Source organism: Staphylococcus sp. GDY8P126P (assembly GCF_017891965.1).
Taxonomy (GTDB): Bacteria; Bacillota; Bacilli; order Staphylococcales; family Staphylococcaceae; genus Staphylococcus; species Staphylococcus saprophyticus.
This window is the reverse complement of sequence record NZ_JAESKG010000002.1, coordinates 231305-255537: the sequence shown is the minus strand read 5'-3', so window position 1 is coordinate 255537 and position 24233 is coordinate 231305. Positions and strand designations below refer to the sequence as shown.

The 24233-nt window shown below is 28.8% G+C and carries 36 protein-coding genes and 2 pseudogenes; 18 read left to right on the top strand and 20 right to left on the bottom strand.

Features of this window, described 5'->3' with window-relative positions; genetic code table 11:
• The first annotated feature begins 247 nt into the window (after positions 1-247).
• Positions 248-694, top strand: coding sequence for a GNAT family N-acetyltransferase (locus tag KA893_RS03770; RefSeq protein ID WP_041079662.1), 447 nt, complete (start codon positions 248-250; stop codon positions 692-694).
• Positions 695-1260: 566 nt separating this feature from the next.
• On the opposite strand, the gene KA893_RS03765 is transcribed toward KA893_RS03770, so the two are convergent.
• Together KA893_RS03765 and KA893_RS03760 are read right to left on the bottom strand one after the other, a co-directional pair.
• Positions 1261-1617: a DoxX family protein gene (locus tag KA893_RS03765; RefSeq protein WP_041079660.1), complete on the bottom strand. Its 357-nt coding sequence runs from the start codon at positions 1615-1617 to the stop codon at positions 1261-1263.
• Positions 1618-1763: 146 nt separating this feature from the next.
• A complete protein-coding gene (locus KA893_RS03760; RefSeq protein ID WP_041079658.1) occupies positions 1764-2432 on the bottom strand; it encodes an HAD family hydrolase in 669 nt (222 codons plus the stop codon).
• Between the two features lie 106 nt (positions 2433-2538).
• Here KA893_RS03760 and KA893_RS03755 point away from each other — a divergent pair, with 106 nt between their 5' ends.
• Positions 2539-2937 (top strand): VOC family protein, encoded by a 399-nt coding sequence (locus tag KA893_RS03755; protein ID WP_069825752.1) that lies wholly within the window; start codon positions 2539-2541, stop codon positions 2935-2937.
• A gap of 168 nt (positions 2938-3105) precedes the next feature.
• Here the strand turns inward: KA893_RS03755 and KA893_RS03750 are convergent, their stop codons facing one another.
• Both KA893_RS03750 and KA893_RS03745 read right to left on the bottom strand, forming a co-directional pair.
• Positions 3106-3381 carry a hypothetical protein gene (locus KA893_RS03750; protein ID WP_041079654.1) on the bottom strand — a complete coding sequence of 92 codons (276 nt, stop codon included), beginning with the start codon at positions 3379-3381 and terminating at the stop codon, positions 3106-3108.
• A complete protein-coding gene (locus KA893_RS03745) occupies positions 3381-4385 on the bottom strand; it encodes a glycosyltransferase family 2 protein (protein WP_041079652.1) in 1005 nt (334 codons plus the stop codon). The genes KA893_RS03750 and KA893_RS03745 overlap by 1 nt, the downstream gene beginning before the upstream one ends.
• A gap of 335 nt (positions 4386-4720) precedes the next feature.
• Between KA893_RS03745 and KA893_RS03740 the strand changes: the two are divergent.
• From KA893_RS03740 to KA893_RS03715, 6 genes and pseudogenes are all read left to right on the top strand, one after another.
• Positions 4721-5093 (top strand): annotated as a pseudogene (locus KA893_RS03740) (VOC family protein).
• Between the two features lie 433 nt (positions 5094-5526).
• Positions 5527-5922 (top strand): annotated as a pseudogene (locus KA893_RS03735) (CHAP domain-containing protein); the annotation flags it as partial.
• A gap of 288 nt (positions 5923-6210) precedes the next feature.
• Positions 6211-6534: a DMT family transporter gene (locus tag KA893_RS03730; RefSeq protein ID WP_069821837.1), complete on the top strand. Its 324-nt coding sequence runs from the start codon at positions 6211-6213 to the stop codon at positions 6532-6534.
• Between the two features lie 202 nt (positions 6535-6736).
• On the top strand, positions 6737-7435 hold the full coding sequence (locus KA893_RS03725; RefSeq protein ID WP_228481163.1) for a DUF4396 domain-containing protein: 699 nt from the start codon (positions 6737-6739) through the stop codon (positions 7433-7435).
• 161 nt (positions 7436-7596) lie between these two features.
• Positions 7597-7917, top strand: coding sequence for an alpha/beta fold hydrolase (locus KA893_RS03720; RefSeq protein WP_198065267.1), 321 nt, complete (start codon positions 7597-7599; stop codon positions 7915-7917).
• 32 nt (positions 7918-7949) lie between these two features.
• Positions 7950-8414: an alpha/beta fold hydrolase gene (locus KA893_RS03715; protein WP_198065266.1), complete on the top strand. Its 465-nt coding sequence runs from the start codon at positions 7950-7952 to the stop codon at positions 8412-8414.
• 343 nt (positions 8415-8757) lie between these two features.
• Here KA893_RS03715 and KA893_RS03710 read toward each other — a convergent pair whose 3' ends face one another.
• Entirely contained in the window at positions 8758-8928 is a 171-nt protein-coding gene (locus KA893_RS03710) for a hypothetical protein (RefSeq protein ID WP_002483874.1), read from the bottom strand.
• 231 nt (positions 8929-9159) lie between these two features.
• Positions 9160-9387, bottom strand: a complete 228-nt coding sequence (locus KA893_RS03705; protein ID WP_115340666.1) for a CsbD family protein — start codon at positions 9385-9387, stop codon at positions 9160-9162.
• A 191-nt stretch (positions 9388-9578) separates the two neighbouring features.
• Here KA893_RS03705 and KA893_RS03700 point away from each other — a divergent pair, with 191 nt between their 5' ends.
• Positions 9579-10220, top strand: a complete 642-nt coding sequence (locus KA893_RS03700) for a DUF2975 domain-containing protein (protein WP_100217403.1) — start codon at positions 9579-9581, stop codon at positions 10218-10220.
• A gap of 11 nt (positions 10221-10231) precedes the next feature.
• Positions 10232-10444 carry a helix-turn-helix domain-containing protein gene (locus KA893_RS03695; RefSeq protein WP_037538931.1) on the top strand — a complete coding sequence of 71 codons (213 nt, stop codon included), beginning with the start codon at positions 10232-10234 and terminating at the stop codon, positions 10442-10444.
• A 247-nt stretch (positions 10445-10691) separates the two neighbouring features.
• Here KA893_RS03695 and KA893_RS03690 read toward each other — a convergent pair whose 3' ends face one another.
• Together KA893_RS03690 and KA893_RS03685 are read right to left on the bottom strand one after the other, a co-directional pair.
• Entirely contained in the window at positions 10692-10964 is a 273-nt protein-coding gene (locus KA893_RS03690) for a hypothetical protein (RefSeq protein WP_041079648.1), read from the bottom strand.
• Positions 10965-11067: 103 nt separating this feature from the next.
• Positions 11068-11565 (bottom strand): MepB family protein, encoded by a 498-nt coding sequence (locus KA893_RS03685; RefSeq protein WP_041079646.1) that lies wholly within the window; start codon positions 11563-11565, stop codon positions 11068-11070.
• Positions 11566-11718: 153 nt separating this feature from the next.
• Between KA893_RS03685 and KA893_RS03680 the strand changes: the two genes are divergently transcribed.
• Both KA893_RS03680 and KA893_RS03675 read left to right on the top strand, forming a co-directional pair.
• Positions 11719-12534 carry an alpha/beta hydrolase gene (locus KA893_RS03680; RefSeq protein ID WP_011303567.1) on the top strand — a complete coding sequence of 272 codons (816 nt, stop codon included), beginning with the start codon at positions 11719-11721 and terminating at the stop codon, positions 12532-12534.
• Between the two features lie 107 nt (positions 12535-12641).
• Entirely contained in the window at positions 12642-12824 is a 183-nt protein-coding gene (locus tag KA893_RS03675; RefSeq protein ID WP_041079644.1) for a hypothetical protein, read from the top strand.
• 70 nt (positions 12825-12894) lie between these two features.
• Here KA893_RS03675 and KA893_RS03670 read toward each other — a convergent pair whose 3' ends face one another.
• Entirely contained in the window at positions 12895-13095 is a 201-nt protein-coding gene (locus tag KA893_RS03670; protein ID WP_011303566.1) for a helix-turn-helix domain-containing protein, read from the bottom strand.
• Between the two features lie 213 nt (positions 13096-13308).
• Between KA893_RS03670 and KA893_RS03665 the strand changes: the two genes are divergently transcribed.
• Both KA893_RS03665 and KA893_RS03660 read left to right on the top strand, forming a co-directional pair.
• Positions 13309-13695, top strand: a complete 387-nt coding sequence (locus KA893_RS03665) for a VOC family protein (protein WP_194375893.1) — start codon at positions 13309-13311, stop codon at positions 13693-13695.
• Positions 13696-13775: 80 nt separating this feature from the next.
• The gene (locus KA893_RS03660; protein WP_041079640.1) at positions 13776-14216 is read left to right on the top strand and encodes a GNAT family N-acetyltransferase; all 441 of its coding nucleotides are present in this window, start codon (positions 13776-13778) and stop codon (positions 14214-14216) included.
• 227 nt (positions 14217-14443) lie between these two features.
• Here KA893_RS03660 and vraX read toward each other — a convergent pair whose 3' ends face one another.
• Positions 14444-14608, bottom strand: coding sequence for a C1q-binding complement inhibitor VraX (gene vraX, locus KA893_RS03655; RefSeq protein WP_002483865.1), 165 nt, complete (start codon positions 14606-14608; stop codon positions 14444-14446).
• Positions 14609-15016: 408 nt separating this feature from the next.
• Between vraX and KA893_RS03650 the strand changes: the two genes are divergently transcribed.
• A complete protein-coding gene (locus KA893_RS03650) occupies positions 15017-15247 on the top strand; it encodes a hypothetical protein (RefSeq protein WP_011303563.1) in 231 nt (76 codons plus the stop codon).
• A 76-nt stretch (positions 15248-15323) separates the two neighbouring features.
• Here the strand turns inward: KA893_RS03650 and KA893_RS03645 are convergent, their stop codons facing one another.
• From KA893_RS03645 to tsaT, 5 genes are all read right to left on the bottom strand, one after another.
• A complete protein-coding gene (locus KA893_RS03645) occupies positions 15324-15500 on the bottom strand; it encodes a hypothetical protein (RefSeq protein ID WP_002483863.1) in 177 nt (58 codons plus the stop codon).
• 571 nt (positions 15501-16071) lie between these two features.
• Positions 16072-17037 (bottom strand): arsenic resistance protein, encoded by a 966-nt coding sequence (locus KA893_RS03640; protein ID WP_115338626.1) that lies wholly within the window; start codon positions 17035-17037, stop codon positions 16072-16074.
• A 116-nt stretch (positions 17038-17153) separates the two neighbouring features.
• Entirely contained in the window at positions 17154-17288 is a 135-nt protein-coding gene (locus tag KA893_RS14135; protein ID WP_011303560.1) for a hypothetical protein, read from the bottom strand.
• Between the two features lie 121 nt (positions 17289-17409).
• Entirely contained in the window at positions 17410-17658 is a 249-nt protein-coding gene (locus tag KA893_RS03635; RefSeq protein WP_210125589.1) for a hypothetical protein, read from the bottom strand.
• A gap of 575 nt (positions 17659-18233) precedes the next feature.
• Entirely contained in the window at positions 18234-18416 is a 183-nt protein-coding gene (gene tsaT, locus KA893_RS03630) for a type II toxin-antitoxin system toxin TsaT (protein ID WP_011303557.1), read from the bottom strand.
• 254 nt (positions 18417-18670) lie between these two features.
• On the opposite strand from tsaT, the gene KA893_RS03625 reads away from it, so the two are divergent.
• From KA893_RS03625 to KA893_RS03615, 3 genes are all read left to right on the top strand, one after another.
• Positions 18671-19168, top strand: a complete 498-nt coding sequence (locus KA893_RS03625; RefSeq protein WP_069825758.1) for a hypothetical protein — start codon at positions 18671-18673, stop codon at positions 19166-19168.
• A gap of 68 nt (positions 19169-19236) precedes the next feature.
• Positions 19237-19443, top strand: coding sequence for a TM2 domain-containing protein (locus KA893_RS03620; protein WP_002483856.1), 207 nt, complete (start codon positions 19237-19239; stop codon positions 19441-19443).
• Between the two features lie 367 nt (positions 19444-19810).
• Positions 19811-20026 carry a YozE family protein gene (locus KA893_RS03615; protein ID WP_037538918.1) on the top strand — a complete coding sequence of 72 codons (216 nt, stop codon included), beginning with the start codon at positions 19811-19813 and terminating at the stop codon, positions 20024-20026.
• Positions 20027-20038: 12 nt separating this feature from the next.
• On the opposite strand, the gene KA893_RS03610 is transcribed toward KA893_RS03615, so the two are convergent.
• From KA893_RS03610 to KA893_RS03590, 5 genes are all read right to left on the bottom strand, one after another.
• Positions 20039-20275: a hypothetical protein gene (locus KA893_RS03610; protein ID WP_011303554.1), complete on the bottom strand. Its 237-nt coding sequence runs from the start codon at positions 20273-20275 to the stop codon at positions 20039-20041.
• Between the two features lie 538 nt (positions 20276-20813).
• Positions 20814-22109, bottom strand: a complete 1296-nt coding sequence (locus KA893_RS03605) for a CitMHS family transporter (protein WP_041079632.1) — start codon at positions 22107-22109, stop codon at positions 20814-20816.
• 182 nt (positions 22110-22291) lie between these two features.
• Positions 22292-22558 carry a hypothetical protein gene (locus KA893_RS03600; protein ID WP_069825759.1) on the bottom strand — a complete coding sequence of 89 codons (267 nt, stop codon included), beginning with the start codon at positions 22556-22558 and terminating at the stop codon, positions 22292-22294.
• Positions 22559-22789: 231 nt separating this feature from the next.
• Positions 22790-23326, bottom strand: coding sequence for a GNAT family N-acetyltransferase (locus tag KA893_RS03595; protein WP_002483853.1), 537 nt, complete (start codon positions 23324-23326; stop codon positions 22790-22792).
• A 476-nt stretch (positions 23327-23802) separates the two neighbouring features.
• Positions 23803-24228, bottom strand: a complete 426-nt coding sequence (locus KA893_RS03590) for an organic hydroperoxide resistance protein (RefSeq protein ID WP_210125587.1) — start codon at positions 24226-24228, stop codon at positions 23803-23805.
• Between the last annotated feature and the right edge of the window lie 5 nt (positions 24229-24233).

Here is a 24233-nt window from a genome sequence, read left to right as displayed (position 1 = left end):
TTAAAAATAGAGAAAAATATTACTATAAAATATCTAGAAATCTATAAGCATATACAAAAGTCTAGGTAAATAAATTCATTTTATTCACAAAACTTAACTTCTTTGGTATTATAAGAAAAAATAAATAAATATGCTGAATATTTGTCCCCGGATAAATGTTCTAAAGGCATTATCTTTATTCTACTAGGGCGCATCTTTGATGTGATGAATAAGGGTAATGCCTTTTTATTTTGAGGAGGAAACTTAAATGAAATTAATAGTAAAAGAAACAGACCAATTGTCAGTAACCGAATTAATGAATATTTTTCAAGAGAGGGTAAAAGTGTTTGTGGTCGAACAAAATTGTCCATATCAAGAAATTGATGAATTTGATATTAACGCAAAACATGTACTTTTAAAAGATGATAATACAATAGTGGCGTATACAAGAATTATTGAACAAGAAAAAGGTATTAGTTTTGGAAGAGTTTTAGTTACAAAAAAATTCCGTGGAAAAGATTATGGAAGAAAAATTGTTCAAGAAACGATACATTATATAAATAGATATAGTTCAGGAAAACAAATTCACATATCAGCTCAAGCATATTTAAAAGAATTTTATGAATCATTTGGTTTCAAAGCAGTTTCTGAAATATATTTGGAAGATGATATACCACACATAGATATGTTATTAAATATAGAAAGCTCATTTTAATGTTCATTATCTACATAAATTTGGTTATAAAGCATTTAAAAGTCTTAATATGCCAGATGTATTGATTTACAACGTGAGTAATAAATCAGTTGAAAAGATAAAATTATAATAAGATATGAATTTCATTTGCATTTTATTGCTATTGAGTTTGAGTTGAAAAATTAGAAATTTCGATTCATTTATAAATAATTTGGAAACATATTGATATTTGTTTAATTGCTAATGTGATCTCTATCTCACAAAATCGTTTTTAGGTTTACATCAACTAAGTTATATTGTACTATTGTCTAGCACACCCTAGGGTGTAGTCGGATAGAGTAGGTCTAATATACGCCCTAGGGTGTATATTCAGACTATTCTCAGACATAGCCACCCAATCATGGGTGGTTATTTTTTTGTAGAAAAATAAATTTTTTTTCATTTTGAACCAACCTTTTGGTTGCGAATGAAATAGGTGGATTTAGTTTAAATAAGCATTACATTTGAAAAAATACTAGTACGCAAAAGCCCACCTAGATGAATAGGCTGGCTTTTAAAATAAAATCAGTTACATATACTAATTATAATTAATAGAACTGAACGAATTTTTTCCAATTATATGAAACTATCATACTGATACTCATAACTAATAAAGTTAATACAAATTCAGATGCCATATAACCTTCTTTTAAATGAACGGTAAACAAAGCACCTAGCATAATTATTATAAAACCACTAGCAATATAATTAGTTAGAATACCAAAGAATAATAAGATACCTCCAATAAGTTCAAACAGTCCTAAGACAATGCCAAAGAACGCAGGGAAACCAAGGCCATCCATCATAGCCATAGGTTCACTGAAGCCACCTAAGACTTTTTGGCCGCCGTGTACTATAAAAACAATCCCTAACATTAATCTTATGAGTAAGATTCCAAACTTCATTATTTCACCACCTTTCAATAAATATTTAGGTAATTCATTTCCTTTTAGTTTGTTATATATAACATAAATAATTAATCTCATAGTTCATAAGAAATTGAGGTAAAAATGTAAAACGTTAACGTTAAATTTATTATTGGAATGTTTGTCTATATATTATTGGCATATTTTATGAGATCAGGTATTTCATTTAAATTTTTAATACTATTATTTACATTGTGAGTATCATTTTCGTTGTTTAATCTATATATACTATGCATTCCAGCAAGTCTTGAGGCCTCATAATCATTTTTAAAACTATCACCAATGAACACACATTCACATAGAGCTACTTTCAAATTTTCCGCAGCTTTTTCAAAAATTAGAGGATTTGGCTTTTTGATATTTTCTTTTTCAGAAACTAAAATTATATCCATGTATGGTTCAATATCTAATGATTTAATATTATTGTATTGAAAAGAATATTTACCATTTGTGATGATACCTAGTTTGAAATTATTTGTTTTAAGTATTTCTAGTGTTTCTTTTAAATTGGGATATGGTACACAATGGTTACAAAAATTATTAATATAATCATCTAGTAGTGTATTGGCATTGATATGTTTAATATCAAAATTTTTGATTAACTCTGCATAAACTTTATCCTTCCACACATAGCCATTATGATCTACTTCAATAAATTTATGCTTAAACGTTATTTTATCAACATGGTTAAAGTAACTATGAAACTTATCATATTGGTAATCAATAAAATTTCTTAAAGAAGATGCTCTGTCTAAAATTGTTCCATCTAAATCAAATAAAATTGCTTTTATCATAATATAAAATCGCCTCAATAATTTTTGGAATATTCAATTAATTTTAATAATGATATCATGAATTTAATGTAATAAATATTATTAGAGAAAGATTGTGATGTATTAAATGAATGGTTTGATAAATCATATAGAAATATATGTAGAAAATTTAGAAGAAACAAGAGAATTCTATGAATGGTTACTAACTAAATTAGGCTATAAACTTTTCCAAGATTGGAAAAAGGAGTTTAGTTTTAAACTTGATAAAATGTATATAGTATTCGTAGAAGTTGAAAATGATTATAGAAGCTATGGTTATCATAGAAAGAGAATTGGATTAAATCATTTAGCATTTAGTGTAGATGAAAAGTCACTTGTAGATCGTATAACAAATGAATTGTTAGATAAAAATTGGGGGATTCTATATAGTGAATCACATCCTTATGCAGGAGGAGAAGGACATTACGCGGTTTATTTTGAAGATCCAAATAGGATAAAACTTGAAATTCAAAGTATAGAGTCTTAATTAAGAGTGAAGTGATTAGCTGGTTGGCTTAAAAGTATGATTTCTATTTAACGTTAATTAATAAAGGTCCATATTAGAATCTTAATCCTAATATGGACCTTATTTTAATAATTTAGCTGATCTGAATTTATTTTAAACAATATCTAACTAATCTTTAAAAGCTTTCAATCAATGCTCTTTATATGTAACACGTAAGTAATCACACTGATCAAAATTAAACTCGGCTTTCAAATCGTTTAATTGAGTTTGTAAGGGTATAGTTTTAAGTTTAGCTATTCTATAACCATTTATTAATAGTAATGGTGCTGTTTCTGAATGGTTTTGAATATCTAATTTGATATTTTCATAATTAGTGTATATCCATTCAACTTTATTCTTATTACGTTTCAAATCTTCTGTGTCTAATTCTAGATATTTTCTATCATCGTAATTGAACTCATCCATCATTGTTCTCCTTTTAATATCTTTTCTGCAATCATTAAAGATAATAAGTCATTTTGTCTGATAGCTTCTAATTTTAAATGAAATAGAGAAGTTACATATTTATCTGAACTTCTAGGCACTTGATTCATTGTTTTAGAGAGATAATCTAACCATTCAATTTTGTCTTTGTAATCAAGATTACTTAACGCAAAATGCTTCTGTTGTCCATGTCGAAACAGTCTTGTAGTATATTTACCTGCCAATTTATCACGTGTTTCTTTATCTTTATAAATTTTACTACTATAAATAGCTTTGTATATTTCAGATATTGTAGAAAAGTATGATTTAGGCTTACTTTTGTTTGTAGATAAGTGATTTTTATTAGAAAAATCATTAACGACAATATAATATTCGTAATCTGTTTTAATTGAATATTTTTTTGAATTCATTAAAAACTCTATTGTAAATAGTTGATCTTCAGCGGTCTTAGCATTTGTTTTAAACATGAATTTTTGTTTTACGATTACACTACGTTTGAACATTTTTAGCACTGAAAGTGTATAAAATAAGCTGTTTTCTATAATATCTGCTTGTGGAATATTTCCTTTTTCAAATGCTGCTTTAGATACGCCTCTACCTTTGCCCTGAACGCCATATTTGCCAATAATCAAATCACTATTATGTTTGAGGCCATAATGATATAAATCACTAAGCGTATTGGGATGAAGTAAGTCATCGGAATCTAAGAAAAATATGTATTCTGCTTTACTCATTTTTATACCATGATTTCTTGGAATACTTGCATTACCACTATTTTTTCTTAATTGTTTAAACTTAATAAGTTCTGGATATTTCACTAAATAATGTCTAATTATTTCCACTGTTTTATTATCATTTGAATGATCATCAATAATGATAAATTCAAAATCACTTTTATCCATGGTTTGTTGTAATACAGAGTGAATTGTATGCTCTAGCTTACTTCCATTATTGTAAGTAGGCATAATGATACTAACTTTTTTAATAATAAAACCTCCTTTAAAATATAGCTACTTGTATTTTATGTATTTAAAGAAAGAGAATAATATGATGATTAATTGGTAATATAGCGCCCAAAATACATGGAATAAATATGCTGCATTAAAATATAATTAAATATTATCATTTATTTATTGTATTTTGTTTGTGTGTAAAACTAAATTCGTGAACAAAAAAGTAACTTTAAATAATTATTTTATTTATAGAGAAATGCTTATTTTTTGAAAATTTGAGTAATAAAGGTGACTTAACACGATAAATGTTTTCTAATATCAATAAAATGGGTATGGTGTATGTATCAAAATGGAGGAGTTATATACTGATGGAAAAATTAAATCAAGTAATGTTATATGTCGATGATCAAACAAAAGCGGTAGAATTTTGGGTAGATACAATGGGATTTGTAGTAATTTCAGAAGAAGAGTTGGCAGAGGGGATTTAAAGCTATTGAAGTTGCACCTAATACATCTGTCGAAACGTCTCTTTCAATTATTGAAAAAGAATTTATGAATCAATATAGTCCAGAAGTGAACCTTGGTACACCATCATTAATGTTCAAGGAGAAAGATTTCGATGCGTTGTACGAGAAATTAAAGGAAAAAGGCTTAACTGGTCATGAAATTATTGAAATGTCATGCGTACGTGTCTTTAACTTCCAAGATGGGCAGGGAAATTATTTTGCGGTTAGTGATTAATTGCGGAAAATAAGTAGAAGTCGAACTGTATCAAATTAAGATGTTTTTAAAAAGGGGTTATTTAGTAAATAACCATTGTTATTTTCAATAATCTAAAGGGCATAAAATGTTGTAGACTGAGACGTATATTGACGTTTCGGTCTGTTTTTATGTGCTTGGTAAACTACTTTTACATATATTAAGTGATTGTTTGTGATTTGAATTTAAGATAAGTTTTAATTTGATGGTTTATCATATTCATTTTAGTGAAAAATAAAATGAATGTCTTATAAAGTTGATGAAAGGAATTTATATGTTTCGTTATATAGTTAAAAGTTTTATATTTATATTGTTAATGACGTTAGGCGTCATTTTTAATAGTCATGTCAATAGTGTTTCAGCAGCAACGCAGTATACACAGGATGAAGCAATACAACATGTTGAATCTCTTAATGGTCAAGGCTGGGATTATGATGATGCTTATGGTTGGCAGTGTTTTGATTTAGTCAATGAGCAGTGGGACTATTTATACGGTCATGGCCTAAAAGGTGATTATGCTAAAGATATTCCTGAAGAAAATAATTTTATCGGTGAAGCGCAAGTTTATGAAAACACTGAAGATTTTAAAGCAACTGCGGGTGATATCGTTGTATTTAATGACGCATATGGTAATGGTGCAGGGCACACTGCAATTGTGACTAATGGGAATTACGACGGTAATTACACTCAATTTCAATCCTTAGATCAAAATTGGGAAGGCGGCGGCATGGATAAAACGGAAGTAGCCCATAAAGTCACTCATGATTATGAACCAGAAATGATATTTATTAGACCTGAATATAGTCAATAAATTATTGAAATGACACATCTAATGATAGATGTGTTTTTTTGTGTGAAAAAAGATATTTAAAAGCGTCTGCATTGGCAATAATCATCTCAACTATAAGTTTAAATTGAGGTCGAAGGAAATTTAAAATAAAGATCGCATTGTGTCGTTAAATTTCACTATTTTTAAATGTGCTAACGATATAATAACTTACTTATGAGTTGGCGTTTTAATTAATAAGGTATTTTCGATATAATACAATAATGACTAAAGAAAATATGATGACAAATTGGTCTTTTTGAAAGGAGTCTTATGCCTTACTTATACTTATTAATCGCAATTATCACTGAAATTACGGGTACAGTTTCACTTAAATCATCAGTTGGGTTTAGTAAGCTGTTTCCAAGTATTACCGCAATCATTTCTTTTATTATATGTTTTTACTTCTTTAGTTTAGCTATGAAGTATTTGCCTTTGAGTATTAGCTATGCGACTTGGGCAGGTTTAGGCTTGGTATTGAGTACGATTTTATCAGTAGTTATTTTTAAAGAAACACTCAATATGATAGGTTTAATTTCAATGATTTTTATTACGTTAGGTATTGTGCTACTTAATACTGTTGGCACTACAAAGTAAGTTTTATTACATAAAACATAGACATTAATTTTTATTAAAACAGTAATCATAACGAGGATCGCTGTTTTTTATTTGAAATACATAAAATATAGGATAATGAATTTAATAAAAGCTTTAGGGTAGTATGAATAGTATTATTCCTGACCGTGAATATGAGTTCGAAATTTTAACCTTTGAATATAAAATCTTAGGAGGTCTTAATATGTTTGTGACGATATCTTTAATATTTATTATAGTAGGAATATTACAATTTTTAATTATACTATTAGATATATTTAAAAATCCACAACGTCAAATGATGATTATGAATATTGTGTGGCCATTAACCGGCTTGTACTTTCCGATTTTAGGATTAATCGCTTATTATCGTTTAGGCAAAGAAAAAGAAGTTGATCACATGTCAAACCAGCATGATCATCACCATGACACGATGCATCATCATGAACATCATAGTAATAAGCCATTTTGGAAAAGTGTCGTTGTTTCTACAACACACTGTAGTGCTGGTTGCTCATTTGGGGACTTAATTGGTGCGCCTGTTGTTTTCTTTACGGGGTTATTGTTTTTTAATAATCAAATGGTGACAGAGTTTATTATCGAATTTATATTAGCCTATATCTTCGGTTTAATGTTCCAATACTTCCACATGGAAATTAAACATGACCATCCAGGTAGAGATTTAGTAGACGCAATCAAAGCCGATACGCTATCGTTAATTGCTTTTGAAATTGGTATGTTTGGTTTTATGATTATTATGCATCTCTTTGTTAGTCCAACTTACATGCAGCCTAATCATGTTGAATATTGGTTCTTAATGCAAATTGCGATGTTAATCGGATTTATGACAAGTTATCCAATCAATTGGTATTTAGTTAAAAAGGGTATAAAACATGCAATGTAAATTTTATCTTATTAAAAATTTAAGTGTAGTTGCAAAAAAGAAATGAGAAGTTAACGCAAAGAAATGAAGCTGTTAAATATGAAAGGTAGAAAATATTTTATCTTATTCATGTTTTAAGTATGACTCATTATTTATCGATATCAACAGGGGGTTCGTATACTATGAGTACACATGAATGTAAAGGGTTTTTTAAAGCTGCGGGAGCTAATATTTATTTTGAATCGAAAGGTCATGGTGAAAATATATTATTACTGCATGCTGGAATTGCAGATTCGCGCATGTGGGATAAAGAATTCCATTTACTATCAGAAAAATATCGAGTAGTTAGATTTGATCTTCCTGGCTTTGGCTTTAGTGATTTTACTGAAGGGAATTATGCTCATAGTAATATTATTAATGAACTACTGACACATTTGGACATCAAAACAACTCATATTTTAGCTGCTTCATTTAGTGGAAAATTAGCTATTGATTTTATTTAGAAAATCCGGAAAAGTGTCTGAGCTTAGCATTATTGTCACCAGCTTTAGGTGGATGGAAAGGTTCATCTTTTCTCCAAAAATATGAGGAAGATAAAGAACGATTATTACAAGAAGGAAAAATTGAAGAAACAGCAAAGTTAAACTATAAAACTTGGATACCAAGAAATAGGGATGCAGAACTTATCAACGCAGATGTAAAACAATTAGTGGTTGATATGCAGTTGAAATTTTTAATTAAACCTGAAGCAAAAAATTCCTGTGAGGAAATAAAAAACGAAGATCATATTTTACAGTTAAAAAATATACGAATTCCTGTATTAATTATTAATGGTGAGTATGATGTTGAAGATTTTCATGATATTTCGGAGGTAATGATTAAAGAAATACCATATGTAAAAAAGATTACAATGCCTAATACAGCACATTTAGCTAACTTAGAATCGCCAAAGCAATTTTTAAATTTAATTTCAGACTTCTTTTTAGATAATGCTAATTAATTTTGAAAATAGCATTTAATATGATTTTGTTTATATACTTATTCAAAATCACCTAAGTATTTACTTTAATATTGAATGACAAGCGAAAAAGGATATATTGATAACATTTTGAACCACTATATTATTAAGGCGACAATAGATAAATAAAGATATTCAATCTACAACAGTTTAAAAAAGAGAGAGTTCCTCCAATTATAATGGACGAACTTTTTTTTATATTTTGAACTTATTGAAATTTGATTTGGTTTTGTGTCCCTTTTGCTTATGGTCATTAGTATGGTTTTATAACACAACTATCCCTAGTATAAATATATATTTTAATCCGAATAGAGCTTTCCGCTATCTAGATCTCTGCTTTTCGTTCATCAACATTGGTAGATAGTAGCTTTAAATAACGTTCTACATTGTTAGATGGCGTGTCTTTCGGAAATGAATGTGTAAATATATGACCTTTAATTGTTTCAACTGTATATCTTATGTCGATAGCGCCAATTTCATAGTTAATAATTTTCATAGAAATCCCCTTAAAATTGCATTTTGTAAAATTGAAGCTAGTGCTATGAAACTACAATGATACAATATTTGTGTTAGTCATCATTAACTATATGACATATAGAAATGATAAGATTTGTTCAATTGTACTATATATAAACTTATTTGCAACTAAAAAGTGGGCAATATTTAGTTTTATCTATTTTAGCGTGTCCTTTGTAGTATATTGATTCAAAAATATCGACAAAGATGATTACTTTGCCGATATAGGATAGCTACAAATAGCTGTAGACACAATATTATTTTTTAATTTGTCTATAAAATCATTAACTTTATCTTTTGTATTTTCAGTTACTTCTTTTGCTTTGCCAGAAGCTTTATCTTCTTTACCTTCTTGTTCCAAATCTTTGTTATCCATAACATTGCCTGCTGTCTCTTTTACGTTACCTTTAACTTGTTCAAATTTACTTTCATCTGCCAAGTTATTCACCTCAAAAATATATTTTTAAAAATTCTTATACTTATAATATACAAAATAATAAAATTTAACGCAATTAAAATCTATTTTGATGGCATGTTGTACATTTATTTATCGTTTTTCGATAAAAAAGTATTGATAATTGATAAATAGTTGTTATAATGAGTTTAATCTTAAATAAAGGGGTTTTAAGCATGAATACGTTTAATAGTAAATCTTTCAACTTGTTGCTAAAGCTTTTGATAATTATTGTGACTATTGCATTAGTTGTAACATCATTAAGTATATTACCTTTGTTAATTAGTATAATAGTTATAATTATTATTCCAACGTCATTTATAAATGATATAATAAATGAAAATCAAGATAGTTTATATGATGCTTTTAATGTTTCAAGCAATGTAGTTTCTAAGCATGATTTAAATGATGTCACTTTTTATAAACCCTCAGTGATTATCTTATTAGCGTTATTAATTGGTTTAATTTGTATTTATATAATTGGAATTTACTTTTTGAGGAAATGGTTGAAAAATATTAGTCAAAAAAGAATATTTACTTTAAAGAATGCAAATTTAATTGAAAAAATAGCTTACTGCTTTATTGTTATCGGTATTTATAATGCTATTTTGGGATTGGCTCGTTATTACGTATCGTATAGTATTGTTAGCGGTAATAGTAAACTACTATCTTTAATGGATAATGAAGTTGAATCATTGTCAGATTTTATATTTAGTTTTAATTTTGCATTTATATTTGCAGGAATCATTATTTGGATAATAGGTAGAGTTTTCAAATATGGAATGTTTTTACAAGATGAATACGATAGTACGATTTAGGAGATCATTTTATGATAATTATTAGGTTAGATAGGATATTAGCAGATAGAAAAGTTAAACTTAGTGAACTTGCAAATGAAATAGATATAACTATTGCAAATTTATCCAATCTAAAAACTGGAAAGGTTAAGGCAATTAGATTTTCAACGCTAGATGCTATTTGTAAAGCGCTTGATTGTCAGCCAGCAGACATTATTGAATATGTAGATGATAATGACATATAGAATATTTATCTTCGTCAAGTTTATATGATTTATGCAACATAATAAACACCACTATGTGTTTAATTTATATATTATATTTTTTTGTAATATTGGCAGTGATTTATGCCGACTCCTGCGGGAATAGCACTAGCCGAAGACTACAGGCTAAGGCAGTGCCCGCGGAAAGCGTGCATAAAAAAACTGACAACAAAGTCGGAGACTTTATCGACAGTCTGAAAGATTCCATTAATATGGAATCTTTTTTATTTTACTCATCAAGTAGTTGCAGAATTTCGTTATACTTTTGTTCACTTAACGTACCTAATGGACTTTGTTCAATTTCAAATATTAGAAAATCATCGGTAGAAGTAAAGTAAGTTTTGATGCTTTCACAAATTGTAGTTTTGTCTAAATTATTTTTTAAAAGCCATAAGCCTCTGTATATAAATAAAGCACTTCCTAAATTATTTAATTGAGACGGTAATTTTTCATAACCGTATGAAATGGAATTTAAATTATAAGACAATATATATTTTGACATCTATATCACGCTCCTATTTAAGCATATCATTAACCGATATTAAAAAGTTGGGAGAACTATGATATTTTAACGATTTCCATTGCAAGAGTGATTCATTAAAGAATTAATCTTCAACAGTCATTAACTTTTTCAGTAAATGTAAGTCAGTGGTGTGTGTTAGATCAATGAAATATTGCGTTTGCCATTTTTGAGATTTTTGAGCTGATGGGTTTAAATTGACCTCCCAAGGTGGGTAAACGCGCATTGCCATTTTCCCTTTATTATTTTCCGAATATAGTAAGCGTTGTGCAAGTAATTCAGATTTGGGGATAATAAAGAGACCTTTGTGTGTATGATCAAGCACCGTAATGATTAAGATATCTTTAGCTTCTTGATATGTAAATGGCCTATTGTTGTTATCGTAGTCTTTAGTCCAGAAAACAACAAAGTAACCAGATTTTGTTGGTGTTTTTTTAGCTAATCTGTGTCTATAGCTACAATGATTAATTTGAAAACAATAGCTTTCGTATTCTGCATTATAGGTTTCGTATGTTAAGTGATCTAAAGCACTTATATTTAATGAATTAAATAATGTACGCACTAATGTGATTGATTTATACATGGTTATCCTTTGGAATATGTATTTTGTATAAATAAGTATAGCATTCAAATAGATGATATATAAGTAAATGCTATATATGTTTAACGTATGAATTATTTGAAAAAAGGGTAATAAGTAACGTATGAATAATTTCAATAAAATGGAGTGATTAATATGAATTATATTAAATATGTGAAGTCTAAAGATAATACGAAACTCTATATGAAAGTGAATGATGTTCAAGAAGCAAAAGCAAATATTATTATCGTGCATGGAGTAGCAGAACATTTAGATCGCTATGATGAGATTACAGGCTATTTAAATGACAATGGTTTTAATGTCATAAGATATGATCAAAGAGGGCACGGGCGTTCAGAAGGAAAACAAACATTTTACAGCAATAGTGATGAAATTGTTGAAGATTTAGAAGCGGTCACAAATGATGTTAAGACACATATGGACGGTAAAGTATATCTAATTGGACATAGTATGGGCGGTTATACCGTTGCGTTATATGGAACACAACATCCAAATAAAGTAGATGGCGTGATAACTTCAGGTGCGTTAACACGTTATAATAATGAACTTTTTGGTAATCCTGATAAAAACATCTCACCGGACACTTATTTAGAAAATAGTTTAGGTGAAGGGGTATGTTCAGAAAAAGAAGTAATGGAAAAATATGAACTTGATGACTTAAATGCGAAGCAAATTTCAATGGGGCTTATCTTTTCATTAATGGATGGTATTGAATACCTAAAAGCGCATGCTCAAAATTTTACAGATAATGTATTAATTTTACATGGAAAAGAAGATGGTTTAGTAAGTTATCAAGATTCTATACAATTTTTTCAAGAAATAGGTTCAGTACATAAGTCATTACATATCTACGATCGCTTACAACATGAAATATTTAATGAAAAATCTCAAAATAAATTTATTTTTGAAGAAATCGTTGAATGGCTTGAAAATGAATTAAATAAAAATTAAAAAAGTAAGGTTACAACAATTGAATTAAATAAAACTGATGTGATTTTGTTTGATTTGTTTTAGAAAAATGAAGAATTTATAATAAATAAAATAGAGGAGTGATTAATATGGAAATAAAAACATTGCATATGGAATATGAAGAAAGTTTTAGTGATTTTGATAAACGTGTCAATGAATTTTTACAATACGTCAATGATAAGCAACACTGGGAATTAGTAAGTGTGACACCATCTGTCACGAACAGTGTTGAAGGTATAGACTATATCATAACAGTTATCTTTAAAAATTAAGCATAATAAAAAGTGGGGAACGGACATGCGTTTCCCACTTAAATATATAAATAATTAAGTTCCCTTAAAATTAATGCATGAATTCTTTTTCAGAAACATTAAAGTAATCAGCTAAAATTGATGCGTTTTTATTTGAAACATTGCGATAGCCATTTTCCCAGTCCCAAATTTGGCAAATTCTAATATCTGTATTATAGTTCGCGTTTAAATTAATTGCTAGTTTTGAAATACTTAAATTAGATTTTTCGCGCAATTCCATAAGGTTTTTCATAACGAGTCACTCCTAAAAGAAATAGATAATCAACATCCATGTGCCATTGTAGTATATATATTTCTGTAATACAAACTTATATTTTATTGAAAAATCCCACCGTATCATATAATGTTTTTTTGATTTTATTGTGTATACAAACAAAAAGTTGTTATTTTAGATGTAAACCATATATTTGATGTAAAAATGATTTCATAGATAAGGAGAAAATAAATGAGAATTATAGCGACAAGCAATTTTGTAGATGATCAAGACAAGGCGCAACATTTTTATACTGAAAAACTAGGGCTTAAGACAAAACATAATATTGAAATTGGCGGTGGTTTTAGATGGGTAACAGTTACAGAAAAAGATTCGACTAACCCCGTTGAAATCGTATTAGAGCCTAATGTCAGTCCTATATCTAAAGACTATCAAGAAGGACTATATGCGGCAGGGATTCCTGTCACAATGTTCGGCGTGGATAACTTGGATGGTGAACATCAAGCATTGATTGATAAAGGTATTACATTTCACACTGAACCAAAAGAAGTTGAAGGTATAAGATATGCTATTTTTGATGATACATGTGGTAATTTGATTCAAATCGTTGAGCAATAAATATAAATAAGTGATACATTACTGCTATAAATAATTACTAAGGTTATGGTTTGTGTACGTGTGCTTTTGGGAGGTAAATAATGGAATTAAATATAAAACATACGAGGGATGTAACTAGTCAAGAACTTATACAAATTTATCAAGCTCGGATTCGCGTGTTTGTCGTAGAACAAAAATGTATATATCAAGAGGTTGATGATTATGATCTAGATGCAATTCATGTCATATTGAGCAACGAGAATGACATTGTGGCTTATACAAGAATTATAACGTTTGAACAGCATGTAAGTTTTGGAAGAGTTTTGGTTTCCGAAAATTATAGAAATCAAGGCTATGGACGCAAAATAATCAATGAGACAATCAATAAAATAAATGAATTGTATCAAAACACGACAATAAAAATTTCAGGGCAAGCACATTTAAAGCCATTTTATGAATCATTTGGTTTTCACAGTGTTTCGGATACATATATGGAAGATGGTATACCACATATTGCGTTTAAAATGCGTACACAAATTTAAATATAATATGGGTAGTGATGTAATAATCGTTATATTTAAAAATCTACTTTGAATTTTTATTATAATCATATAATCTACAAAACAAAACGCCAACTAAGAAAAATCATTTTCTAGTTGGCGCTAATAATTAATTGGATTAAATAGACGCAGTGTTCTATATTGAATTAAAATTGAAGCCCCTTGATTTTGAGGTTGGTGACAACATTGAAATGTTAATTGTTTTGCGATTATTTTTTCATTTTGTCAACATCTTGCGAAACGAGTAATAGTAGTTCCTCGGTTTCTGAATCTGTTAAATCATCAGATCCTTTGATTCTAATAACTAAGCCTTTATCTGTTTTGACATGATAAACAGGTTCGCCATCCTTATAAACTTTACGTAATACTTCCATTCCATCACCCTTTTTTATAAAAACATTTCAATGCAAATATCCATAATTTATCGAAATGTATGATATCTAATACTAAATTCAACTAGATAATTAATCTGTTTTTTTATTAATGCTTTATCTATAGGATAACTTTTTATTAAATTGTTTTCCAACAGTATGATTGATTTTATTAAAATTAATTTATTATCAACTGCCATTATTAAGTATTGAAAGTTAAATGTTTTCAAAGTAGCAAAAAATAAATTGTAGTTATTTTGATATTATTAGTTATTTGTGTTTTTATTTAATAAAAGTGGGTATATATAACTAAGCACAAGAAGTCCTCCAAACTCTAGTGCCGATTATATTTTCGAGGTTGACGCCACTTTTCGAAGTGGCGTGTTTTAATTTTAAAAAGGGATGTAACATATGAAATTATTAAATATATTTTCGCTTATTTGCAGTATATTCATCGGTATGATTATTATTTATGGTGTCGTTATGATGGTCGGAGATGCTTTAGGTATCACAACATTTAATAATCAATTATTAATAGTAGGTTTGTCTCTGGTCTTACTTAGTGGATTGTTAGGGAAAAGTAAGCCAAGATTATCAACGTTTGTATTATTTATAGGATTTATTATTGTCATAATAAATTAATAAAAAACTAAGCAGCAACACTAAAATAACTTTAAAAAGTATATTTTAGCATTGCTGCTTTATATCATTATCGAAGTCATTCAACATTTTGTCTAAGTTTATCGTCCATTTCTTTAGATACGCTTTGTAATAGGTTATTTGTTTGATATTCGGATAAGCTAGCATCTGTTTTTACTTTAATGATAAGTCCTAAATCTGTCTGTATATGATAAATAATGAAGTTATTTTCGTTTATTTTTCTTAAAGTTTTCATATCATCACCTCAGGGTAAAATTTGCGAGGTCACATAAGTGTAAAAAGTAAATATATGATTATTTTAAATCATTAGCGTATAAAAAGAAATAAATTGAATTATCAAATGAGAACAGTGACGTGGATCACTACTTCGATATTGTTATGGCGACGATATAAACAAGTTCTCATTAAAAAGACAAGGCTTCAACGGATGTCTTGTCTTTGGTATGTATATACTAAGTGAAAATGTATTAAAACTGACTCGTTGTTCTATCTTCATCAACGACATCTTCTTCTAATTCGTCATCAATGACAATGTTTAATAATGGCTTAATCAAAAAACTCAGACTAACAATCCCCAATAATACTAAAATAATTTTTTTCATCATGCTCATCTCCTAAGTTAATTTAAGTATTTGAAAATGAAAAACATAGCGCTTATATGTCATTTTATATTATAAAGTAACATTTTACGATTCATATCAATTATACCAAATAATTTAGTTGTATCATGTTAAATTATATAATAATAAAAAAATATACGCTTTATTTTAATTTTGGTGCTAAGAGAATAAGCAGGAATCAATGTATTACGATTTAATCAGCGAAGGTATCATTTTTATATAAAAAAGTTCACCTATCAATTCAATTAAAGTCTGTGTGATGATCACTGTTGTGGTTATTGTAACCCACTGATCTGGTAATGATAATGCTAGGGGAAGTACGACTAAGGCATTTCTAGTGCTTGTACTAAAGGCTAATGTCCGTAAAATGGATGGTTTTAAATGGAAAAGTTTACCCGTGAAATATCCGATAAAAGGAGCGATTAGCATAAAGATAATATATATAGGCGCTACTTTGACAACAACCGATAAGTCATTAGCGATTTTATTAATTTGTGAACCTACCACGGTAAATAATACCAGTGACATAAAGAGTTCAGGTAGCCAAGAAGTGGCCTTTAAAGTCTGTGACATCACATAATATTTTTTACTCAATAATTGTAAAGTCAATACGAGTAGTAATGGAATAATTATAAATGTGAAAAAAGAATGTATAAACGGCTCTATATCAATTATTGTAAGTATAGATTTATCTAAAAACATTGTTAAATACAGTGGTAATAATAAAATTTGTAAAACAAACAAAATGGGTGTTGAGATAAGCATATATTGAGCGTTGCCTTTACCTAAAGCAGTGAAAACAATGACGTAATCAATACATGGTGTTAATAGTACTAGAAATAGCCCAATTAATATTGCAGATGAGCTTATATTGAAAATAGAAATTAAAAAGTAAACGAGAATAGGTAGAATGACAAAATTAGCAATGATAAGTGCTGTCACAAATTTTAAGTTTAGGACACGCTTTTGTAATTCGAAAAAGGGGATCTGTGAAAACATACTAAACATAAGTATTGCGATACATATAGCTACTAAAGTTTCTAAAATGCTAGATATACCTGGGAAATTGGTCCCTATCAGTATGCCAAGTATTATTGCAGAAAAATAAATATAGATTTGAAAGTGTTCAATTTTTGTTTTGAAATGTTGCATAGTAACCTCACTTTACTGTATATATGACTGAAAATATGAATGGACATAGATTAAAATAAACCTCACAATTCTAAAGTTGATTGAACGAAAGAATGAGGTTTATTTAGTGTTACAGGCTATGATTTTTGTTCCGCTTGCACATTTACTTTATTTTCAATTTTATCTTCATTTGAATTGTCGACACTCAATAATAAAGCGCGAACGACAAGTACACCAGTTAGCAATAGTAATAGATTTTTGAATAATTTCATTCCCATCACACACCTATCTTATTAAACTGAGTTACGCACTGTTTCATGACATGAGGTACCACAACTATAAAGTTATAACGATTATTAAATATATACCCGTTTTTAGTAATTATAAAGGCGTTTAAATATCCTTAATAACAATTTGTTTATTGGCTTTTTTGACTTCGGCAACAAGGGATTGACTATTGTTTTCAACTGACGTATCAGTAACTTCGTCATTTTCAATAGTAAAAAATACTTGGCTTAAAATGCCCATAGCATAGTCGTTAATTGGACTGACTAAGGAAATTGAATTTTCATCTTCTTGAATAGCAAATGCTTGTTTACTTTGATTGATTAGATGCCATTGAGGTAAATAAGTTAATTTCATAAATAACACTCCCTAAGGTGAATCTAAATGGTTAAATTGTATTGATTATATTATAAACTAAATGTATCAATGAATATACAATTTCAAGAGATTTACAATAGCGCAGTTAAATTGAATTTTTAAGGGAATAACATAGTGATAATAAAAATCATTAGAGGTGATGTTATGAATTTTCTTATTATTGTAATACTTAGCCTCATTTTTGCATTTTTAGCAACGATGCCATTCTTATTTATTAATACCAGGTTGCATGAAAATACTAATCACTCAAAAGATGAGGTTCAACATGAGAGGGTGCGAGCAGTTAAACGCTTTGTTTACTTTTTTATTTTAGCAATAGTGATTTTGTTAATTTACACTTTTTTAACTGATTAAAGATTAAAATATAGGATGAACGTATGAATTATAGCTGGATGCTTAAGTTAAGCTAGCAAAAGTCATGCTATAGAAAGTATATTTTTAAATAATTTAACTATGCTAGATTATAAAAAAGCCCTGCAAAGTCGTTTTCATTTAGTAAATGTCTACTTTGAAGGGCGCATCCGTATTAAATTAGAGATTCTTTGGTACAATATTTAACTAAATATGAGTGCAAATAGGATACCTACAACACCAAAAATAAGCAACATTACTGTAACGCCTAGTAATGATTCTTTTGCTTGTTCAGAACCTCTTAATTTGTATGTGATAAGTGAAACGATACCACAAATTAAAAAGACAAGAGATAGCCAAAAAACAATCATGAAATGTAGATTCAAATCACTACACCTCCTTTAATATGTTTAAATGTTTATAGTGAGTTCAATAAAATTAAATCATTGAACAAGTTTTGTTATATCTCATAGCCTTATCATTTTATCACTAATTAACAAACAGCAATAGGGAAATATTGAAATTACTGTTTTATATTTAAGTGTAAGCAGCAATAATACAAATTATAGTGAAGTTTGAAAAAAGGGAAAATAGGTAATTTAAAACTGTGACAAGCTTTTATAGGGGGATATCGAATTCAATGGAAGATAATAATTTAAAACAATTGAAACAAAGCATCGAATCACTACAATCCAAAAATATTGATGAATATCAAGAATCATTCGAAAAAGTTGAATCTGAAATTGTACAACAAAAAGTTGAGGTAAGAAATTCATTAATGCCTGATAATAATCAAGAAGATGAACGAATTAAGGATATTGCAAATAAGCTAAACGAACATATTAAGACTGGCTTTAGTGAGTTTGAAAAGGTAGATGAAATTCTGAATTATTTAGAACCTGCTTTTCAAAGAGGAAAGGTAGATAAAGCATATGGACGTGCACTTTTACTTTTAGTAGAAAATACAATGATTGAACAAGTGAAAATACATTTTGAACATTCAAAAGATAATGCCAGATTAATGGATTTTATCTTAGATAAGTTAATAGAATTAAGTGCAGAAATCATGCCAGATAATTATACAGAAATTTTGAGATTAGAAAAAAGATTCTTTGAGTTACGATATAGTGAAAAGTAATATACTTTAAATTAAGTAGCTGATTAATGTATAATATGAGTAATATAATGAAGATAGGAGATAGAACGATGAATGAAGTAAATAAAGTAATTTACATTGTTTTAGCCGTTTTCTTGGGTAGTTTTGGTATTCACAAATTTTACGCAAGAAAAACAGGTATGGGTATTCTTTTCCTAGTATTTTGTTGGACAGGGATTCCACAAATTTTAGCGATTATTGGCGCAATTTTAACATTATTCAAACCAGCAGATCAAAACGGTAATGTCTTAGTCTAAAACCAATACAATTTAGGCTGAGTAAAACGAAATGAAATTTAGTTTTTGGATACAAGTAAACCCTACGCATATGAATGCGTAGGGTTTGTTTTGTTAATATATTAATATATGACAATAAAAAGTGGGCTGATACGCATATTTCACTCAGCTTTAAAATATATTGTTAGAGATTAACATATAATTAAAAAAACTTTATAAAATTTACAATTCTTAATTAAATCTTGTGGCGACAGTAAACAATTAAAAAACTTTTAAATTTTAAAATGTATCGTAATAGACAAATAGTTATTATTTGTTATGATTAAATAAAGATTTGAAAAAGATTAACAGTGTAACGAATAAAATAAAGATGGTCGAGGTAACGCTTATGACATTTTATGATTTTGTAATTGGTTTTATTGAAGACGATACACCGTTAGGGCAACTTGCACATAATATCATGAGAGATAAAAATTTCCCTAGATATGAAACAAGTTCTATTAAGTTAAACTCGTATTTTTATAGTCATTATTTTGATCACGAAGTATTAGCATCCGCAAAAAGAGCATTGAGTTTATACCTTAATAATATTGAACTTAGATAATTAAAAAGAAGTTTACTTATCGTAATACCAATTTTGTTTTCTCAAAGCGTCTCTAATGTCTTGAGTTTTAAAATTTATTTCGTTATTTCTGATCGAGAAAGGTTCAATTATATTTTGAGCCATCCATGAGTTAATGAGTTCCTTAGGTAAACCATCTAGTTCCATATCACTTTTACTTACAACAAAGCATTCCCAATCAAGTGAAACTTTAGATGGATTAACGTAATTACATTCATTAAGTTGATTCATAAAAACACTCCTTAATATTGTAAATCCGACGTTAACTTTTACCCATGTATGATGAAAATGAAACGATATTCAAAAAATAAATTATTATTATGTCATTTTTTGAATCATTCATAAAGCATATATAAATTTGAAAGTATTTTATAGAATAGTGCTGTTGCGGTTTAAAGAAATATAAGCTTAAATATAACTCATTTTGTGAACTTATTATAAAAAAATGACCCGAAAAATTTCGACATCTTAATAGTTGTAATTCAAACTGTCGGCAAAGTCTTGGCTTTGTTGGCAGTTTTTACGCACTCTTTACGCAATCACTGTCTTAGTTTGTAGATTTCGGCTAGCGCTGTTTCCATGGAAATTGGGTCAAATGACTGCCAATGCAATAGGAAAAATATGTCCTGCACGATCTACATATATGAATAAATATAAAAAATAGACAAATCTTCCACAAATTAATGTGGTAGATTTGTCTATATCCTAACCTACGCTATCATAATAGTCGTAGGTATTTAAAATCTATTTTTTTGCTACTGTGTATGCTTTACCAAGGTATAATACCGAGGATACAGGCTACAATAATCATAAATAAACTGGAACCAATAGCCCATTTTATGACGATTCTTTGGTTTTGTCCGTATTCAATATCTAACATACCGACAAGTAAGTAACCTGCAGCATATAGTGGACTTAATACATGAAGCGGTTGTCCTAATACCGAAGCTCTTGCCATGTCAACTTTAGAGATACCAAATTGTTGCGCTGATTCAGCAAGTATTGGTAATACACCATAATAAAATGGATCATTTGCCATAAAGTAGGTGAATGGGCCACTAAGTATCGCAGTGATTAAAGCAAAATGGTTGCCCATTGCATCAGGAATAATGTGTACCAAGGCGTTAGCCATTTCATTGACCATCTTAGTACCATTCATTACACCAGTAAAGATACCAGAGGCAAATACTAAACTAATAACGGATAGTACATCGCCAGCGTGTTTTTTTACAACTGAATTTTGAATACTGAGATTTGGATAATTGAGTAAAATTGCAACGCCAAACCAAAGCATAAACATAACTGGAATAGGCATGATACTAATGACCAAACATATGATCAACGAAATGGTAAGCAAGGCATTTGGTATAAGCATTTTAGGTCTTTTAAGTAATGATTCTTCTTTTGTATCTGTAGGTTTAATATCATCTAAGTCAATATCTGTATAAGATGTGATATGTTTTTTGGCACGTTTACCTAATATGTATGCAACGCCAAAAGCAAAAACAATTCCGGCAATCATAGCAGGAATAATTGGTACGAATACTTCTTCAGTAGTGACTTGCAGTGAAGAAATTGCTCGTGCCGTCGGGCCACCCCAAGGTAACATATTCATAACACCTATGGATAGTAGTGCCAGCGTCGATAGTGTATATAAACTCATGCCGATTTTTTTATAAAGTGGCATCATTGCAGTAACAGTGATAATGAAAGTCGTTGTCCCATCGCCATCTAATGCTACCATTGATGCTAAGATAACAGTACCAAAAGTGATTTTAACTGGGTCCCCTTTAACGACTTTTATAATTTGATTAATGACAGGTTCGAATAATCCCGCGTCAATCATCACACCAAAATAGAGTATTGCGAAAGTAAGCATAATTCCTGTTGGTGCAACGGTTTCAATACCATCTAGCATAAATTTACCGAGACCTGCATAAAAACCACCAATCAATGCAAAAATTGTTGGTATAACAATTAACGCAGTTAAGGCTGACATTTTACGTGTCATAATTAATACCATGAATATAATAATCATGATAAAACCTAATATAGCTAAATTCATTTGTAATCCCCCCTATTTTTTATATTATAGCGCTTTCAGAAGATTTGTAAAATTAAAATATGAAAAAACTTTATATTAATTAATAGGGCATATAATTTGAAAATAAAAAAGCCTCTATAATTAACTAAATAACTTTAGAATTATAGAGGTTTAAATATTATATTGAATTGATATGTAAGAGATTAAGCTATAAATCCAGAAATATAAGCTGTCCATATTGGATAACTTAATAAAATAAATGAAAAAATAGATACGCACATTGCAAAAATGTTCGCAATACGATCGCCATGTAGACAAGCGTAAATGTTAATTAATAAGACACCTAAGATAAATAAGCCACCTGTTAAAATAGGTAGGTTACCTTCTAAAACTTTTCCAATTGCAAGTAAAGGTGTTGCTAACGTAATTAACGACAAGAATAGTGACAATATGGTTGTAGCATATTTCAAATTATTCAGTCCTCTCTTGTATTTTAAAATGATATCAATTTAAAAAAATTAAAACTGTTTTGTACTTACTTAAAAATAATATTTGCTTATGCGTAGGATTGCAAGTTATTTTAAAATATTAAGAGGTAGAATGATATATTCATGTTAAATGAAACACAGTCAATCATTAATACAAACGCTTTATTCACCAATATATGGCGTATTTTAATTAATAGGTATCAACGGTATGATTTATTCGAATAACTCGATATCTTGCTTGTTAAAGTAGTAAATGAGCCAATGTTCATCTACGTAATAGTCTTCATATTTTCTAGCGTGTTGTTCCAAAACCAGTGTCTCAAAATTGAGATTGCTGAAAAATACTTTGCCACTAATATTATTTGAAACAAGGGAAGTCATTAAAATCTCAATTTGTTTTTCATCACATATTTCGAAGACTTTACGCATTAACAAGTTTGATATAGATGCTCGTGCGTTGTGATTTTCACCTTTTACACACATGTTTTCCAATGTAGCTTTATGCGCTATACTATATCGATTTGTATGAATTAATGTGACAGCACCAATTAATTCCTCACCATCAAATGCACCGATAATATTGTAGTCCGTAGTCTCCGGTGATAGGATTCTAGAAATATTTGCCTCTTCAAGACATTTTTTATTTTGCAGTTTCCATGCCATAACCTCAAGTTTCTTATCAATACCTTGTAGTAAAAGCGCGTGATATATAGGAAGATCTTCAATTGTTAAATAACGAATATGAGTCATTTATTCCCTCCTTATCCAGAAAACTAAATTATTAAGTATAAGTACTGTAGTTAAGCGATTTATATATAATACTAAAGGAAAAAATTTATTTGAGCAATACTATATTTAATTTTTTGTAAAGATATGTATAAATTTAGAATTCAAGTTATAAAAAAATATATTTTTATAAAGTTTAAACCATTCCTTAATATAATTTTTAAGTAACGAAATTAAATAGGATAATTATGCTATAATATGGTGAGTTATATAAATGAAAGCGGAGGCATAAATTATGGGGGCTTTAGTAACAATCATAGTTTCTTTAATCGTGCTTATTCTTATTTCTTTTTCAATATTAATTGTATGTCTGTATAACCAATATAAAGACAATTAAAAGTATTTAAAACATGAGACTTCAAGAACAAGCAACAAGAACTGAATAGCAAAGAAAACCCCCGAAATTCAATTTAGAATTTCGGGGGAATTACATATTAATATTAATCTACAACTGCTACATTTAAGTCAACTTCTATATTACCACGTGTCGCTTTTGAATAAGGACAAAACTCATGCGCATCTTGTAAATATTTCTCTGCTTCTTCTTGAGATAATACGTTTTTAACTTTTACATTAATAGAAACACTTAATTTAGGGCTCTCTGCTTCTGGATCATCTTCTAAACGAACAGTCAAAGTAACTTCTGGCTCAGCGCCTCTTACTTTATTTTGTTTTAAGATTAAATCGAAAGCACCATTAAAGCATGAAGCGTAACCTGCTGCGAACAATTGCTCTGGGTTCGTACCTTTTTCAGCATCGGCTTGAGCTGGTGGTACAATCGCTACATCAATTGCTTTATCATCAGTTTGAACGTGTCCATTACGTCCACCTGTATTTGTCGCTTTTGTTTCATAATTTACTGCCATACTTA

Coding starts and splice junctions, on each gene's coding strand:
- KA893_RS03760 (WP_041079658.1), bottom strand. CDS start 2,432: ATGATAAAAGCAATTTTATTTGATTTAGATGGAACAATTTTAGACAGA.
- KA893_RS03645 (WP_002483863.1), bottom strand. CDS start 15,500: ATGAAAACTTTAAGAAAAATAAACGAAAATAACTTCATTATTTATCAT.
- KA893_RS03670 (WP_011303566.1), bottom strand. CDS start 13,095: ATGAAAAACCTTATGGAATTGCGCGAAAAATCTAATTTAAGTATTTCA.
- KA893_RS03635 (WP_210125589.1), bottom strand. CDS start 17,658: ATGAAATTAACTTATTTACCTCAATGGCATCTAATCAATCAAAGTAAA.
- KA893_RS03680 (WP_011303567.1), top strand. CDS start 11,719: ATGAATTATATTAAATATGTGAAGTCTAAAGATAATACGAAACTCTAT.
- KA893_RS03615 (WP_037538918.1), top strand. CDS start 19,811: ATGACATTTTATGATTTTGTAATTGGTTTTATTGAAGACGATACACCG.
- KA893_RS03595 (WP_002483853.1), bottom strand. CDS start 23,326: ATGACTCATATTCGTTATTTAACAATTGAAGATCTTCCTATATATCAC.
- KA893_RS03695 (WP_037538931.1), top strand. CDS start 10,232: ATGATAATTATTAGGTTAGATAGGATATTAGCAGATAGAAAAGTTAAA.
- KA893_RS03650 (WP_011303563.1), top strand. CDS start 15,017: ATGAAATTATTAAATATATTTTCGCTTATTTGCAGTATATTCATCGGT.
- KA893_RS03690 (WP_041079648.1), bottom strand. CDS start 10,964: ATGTCAAAATATATATTGTCTTATAATTTAAATTCCATTTCATACGGT.
- KA893_RS03700 (WP_100217403.1), top strand. CDS start 9,579: ATGAATACGTTTAATAGTAAATCTTTCAACTTGTTGCTAAAGCTTTTG.
- KA893_RS03685 (WP_041079646.1), bottom strand. CDS start 11,565: ATGTATAAATCAATCACATTAGTGCGTACATTATTTAATTCATTAAAT.
- KA893_RS03725 (WP_228481163.1), top strand. CDS start 6,737: ATGTTTGTGACGATATCTTTAATATTTATTATAGTAGGAATATTACAA.
- KA893_RS03620 (WP_002483856.1), top strand. CDS start 19,237: ATGAATGAAGTAAATAAAGTAATTTACATTGTTTTAGCCGTTTTCTTG.
- KA893_RS03665 (WP_194375893.1), top strand. CDS start 13,309: ATGAGAATTATAGCGACAAGCAATTTTGTAGATGATCAAGACAAGGCG.
- vraX (WP_002483865.1), bottom strand. CDS start 14,608: ATGGAAGTATTACGTAAAGTTTATAAGGATGGCGAACCTGTTTATCAT.
- KA893_RS03610 (WP_011303554.1), bottom strand. CDS start 20,275: ATGAATCAACTTAATGAATGTAATTACGTTAATCCATCTAAAGTTTCA.
- KA893_RS03625 (WP_069825758.1), top strand. CDS start 18,671: ATGGAAGATAATAATTTAAAACAATTGAAACAAAGCATCGAATCACTA.
- KA893_RS03770 (WP_041079662.1), top strand. CDS start 248: ATGAAATTAATAGTAAAAGAAACAGACCAATTGTCAGTAACCGAATTA.
- KA893_RS03640 (WP_115338626.1), bottom strand. CDS start 17,037: ATGCAACATTTCAAAACAAAAATTGAACACTTTCAAATCTATATTTAT.
- KA893_RS03675 (WP_041079644.1), top strand. CDS start 12,642: ATGGAAATAAAAACATTGCATATGGAATATGAAGAAAGTTTTAGTGAT.
- KA893_RS03765 (WP_041079660.1), bottom strand. CDS start 1,617: ATGAAGTTTGGAATCTTACTCATAAGATTAATGTTAGGGATTGTTTTT.
- KA893_RS03730 (WP_069821837.1), top strand. CDS start 6,211: ATGCCTTACTTATACTTATTAATCGCAATTATCACTGAAATTACGGGT.
- KA893_RS03750 (WP_041079654.1), bottom strand. CDS start 3,381: ATGGATGAGTTCAATTACGATGATAGAAAATATCTAGAATTAGACACA.
- KA893_RS03710 (WP_002483874.1), bottom strand. CDS start 8,928: ATGAAAATTATTAACTATGAAATTGGCGCTATCGACATAAGATATACA.
- KA893_RS03720 (WP_198065267.1), top strand. CDS start 7,597: ATGAGTACACATGAATGTAAAGGGTTTTTTAAAGCTGCGGGAGCTAAT.
- KA893_RS03590 (WP_210125587.1), bottom strand. CDS start 24,228: ATGGCAGTAAATTATGAAACAAAAGCGACAAATACAGGTGGACGTAAT.
- KA893_RS03660 (WP_041079640.1), top strand. CDS start 13,776: ATGGAATTAAATATAAAACATACGAGGGATGTAACTAGTCAAGAACTT.
- KA893_RS03755 (WP_069825752.1), top strand. CDS start 2,539: ATGAATGGTTTGATAAATCATATAGAAATATATGTAGAAAATTTAGAA.
- KA893_RS03605 (WP_041079632.1), bottom strand. CDS start 22,109: ATGAATTTAGCTATATTAGGTTTTATCATGATTATTATATTCATGGTA.
- KA893_RS14135 (WP_011303560.1), bottom strand. CDS start 17,288: ATGAAATTATTCAAAAATCTATTACTATTGCTAACTGGTGTACTTGTC.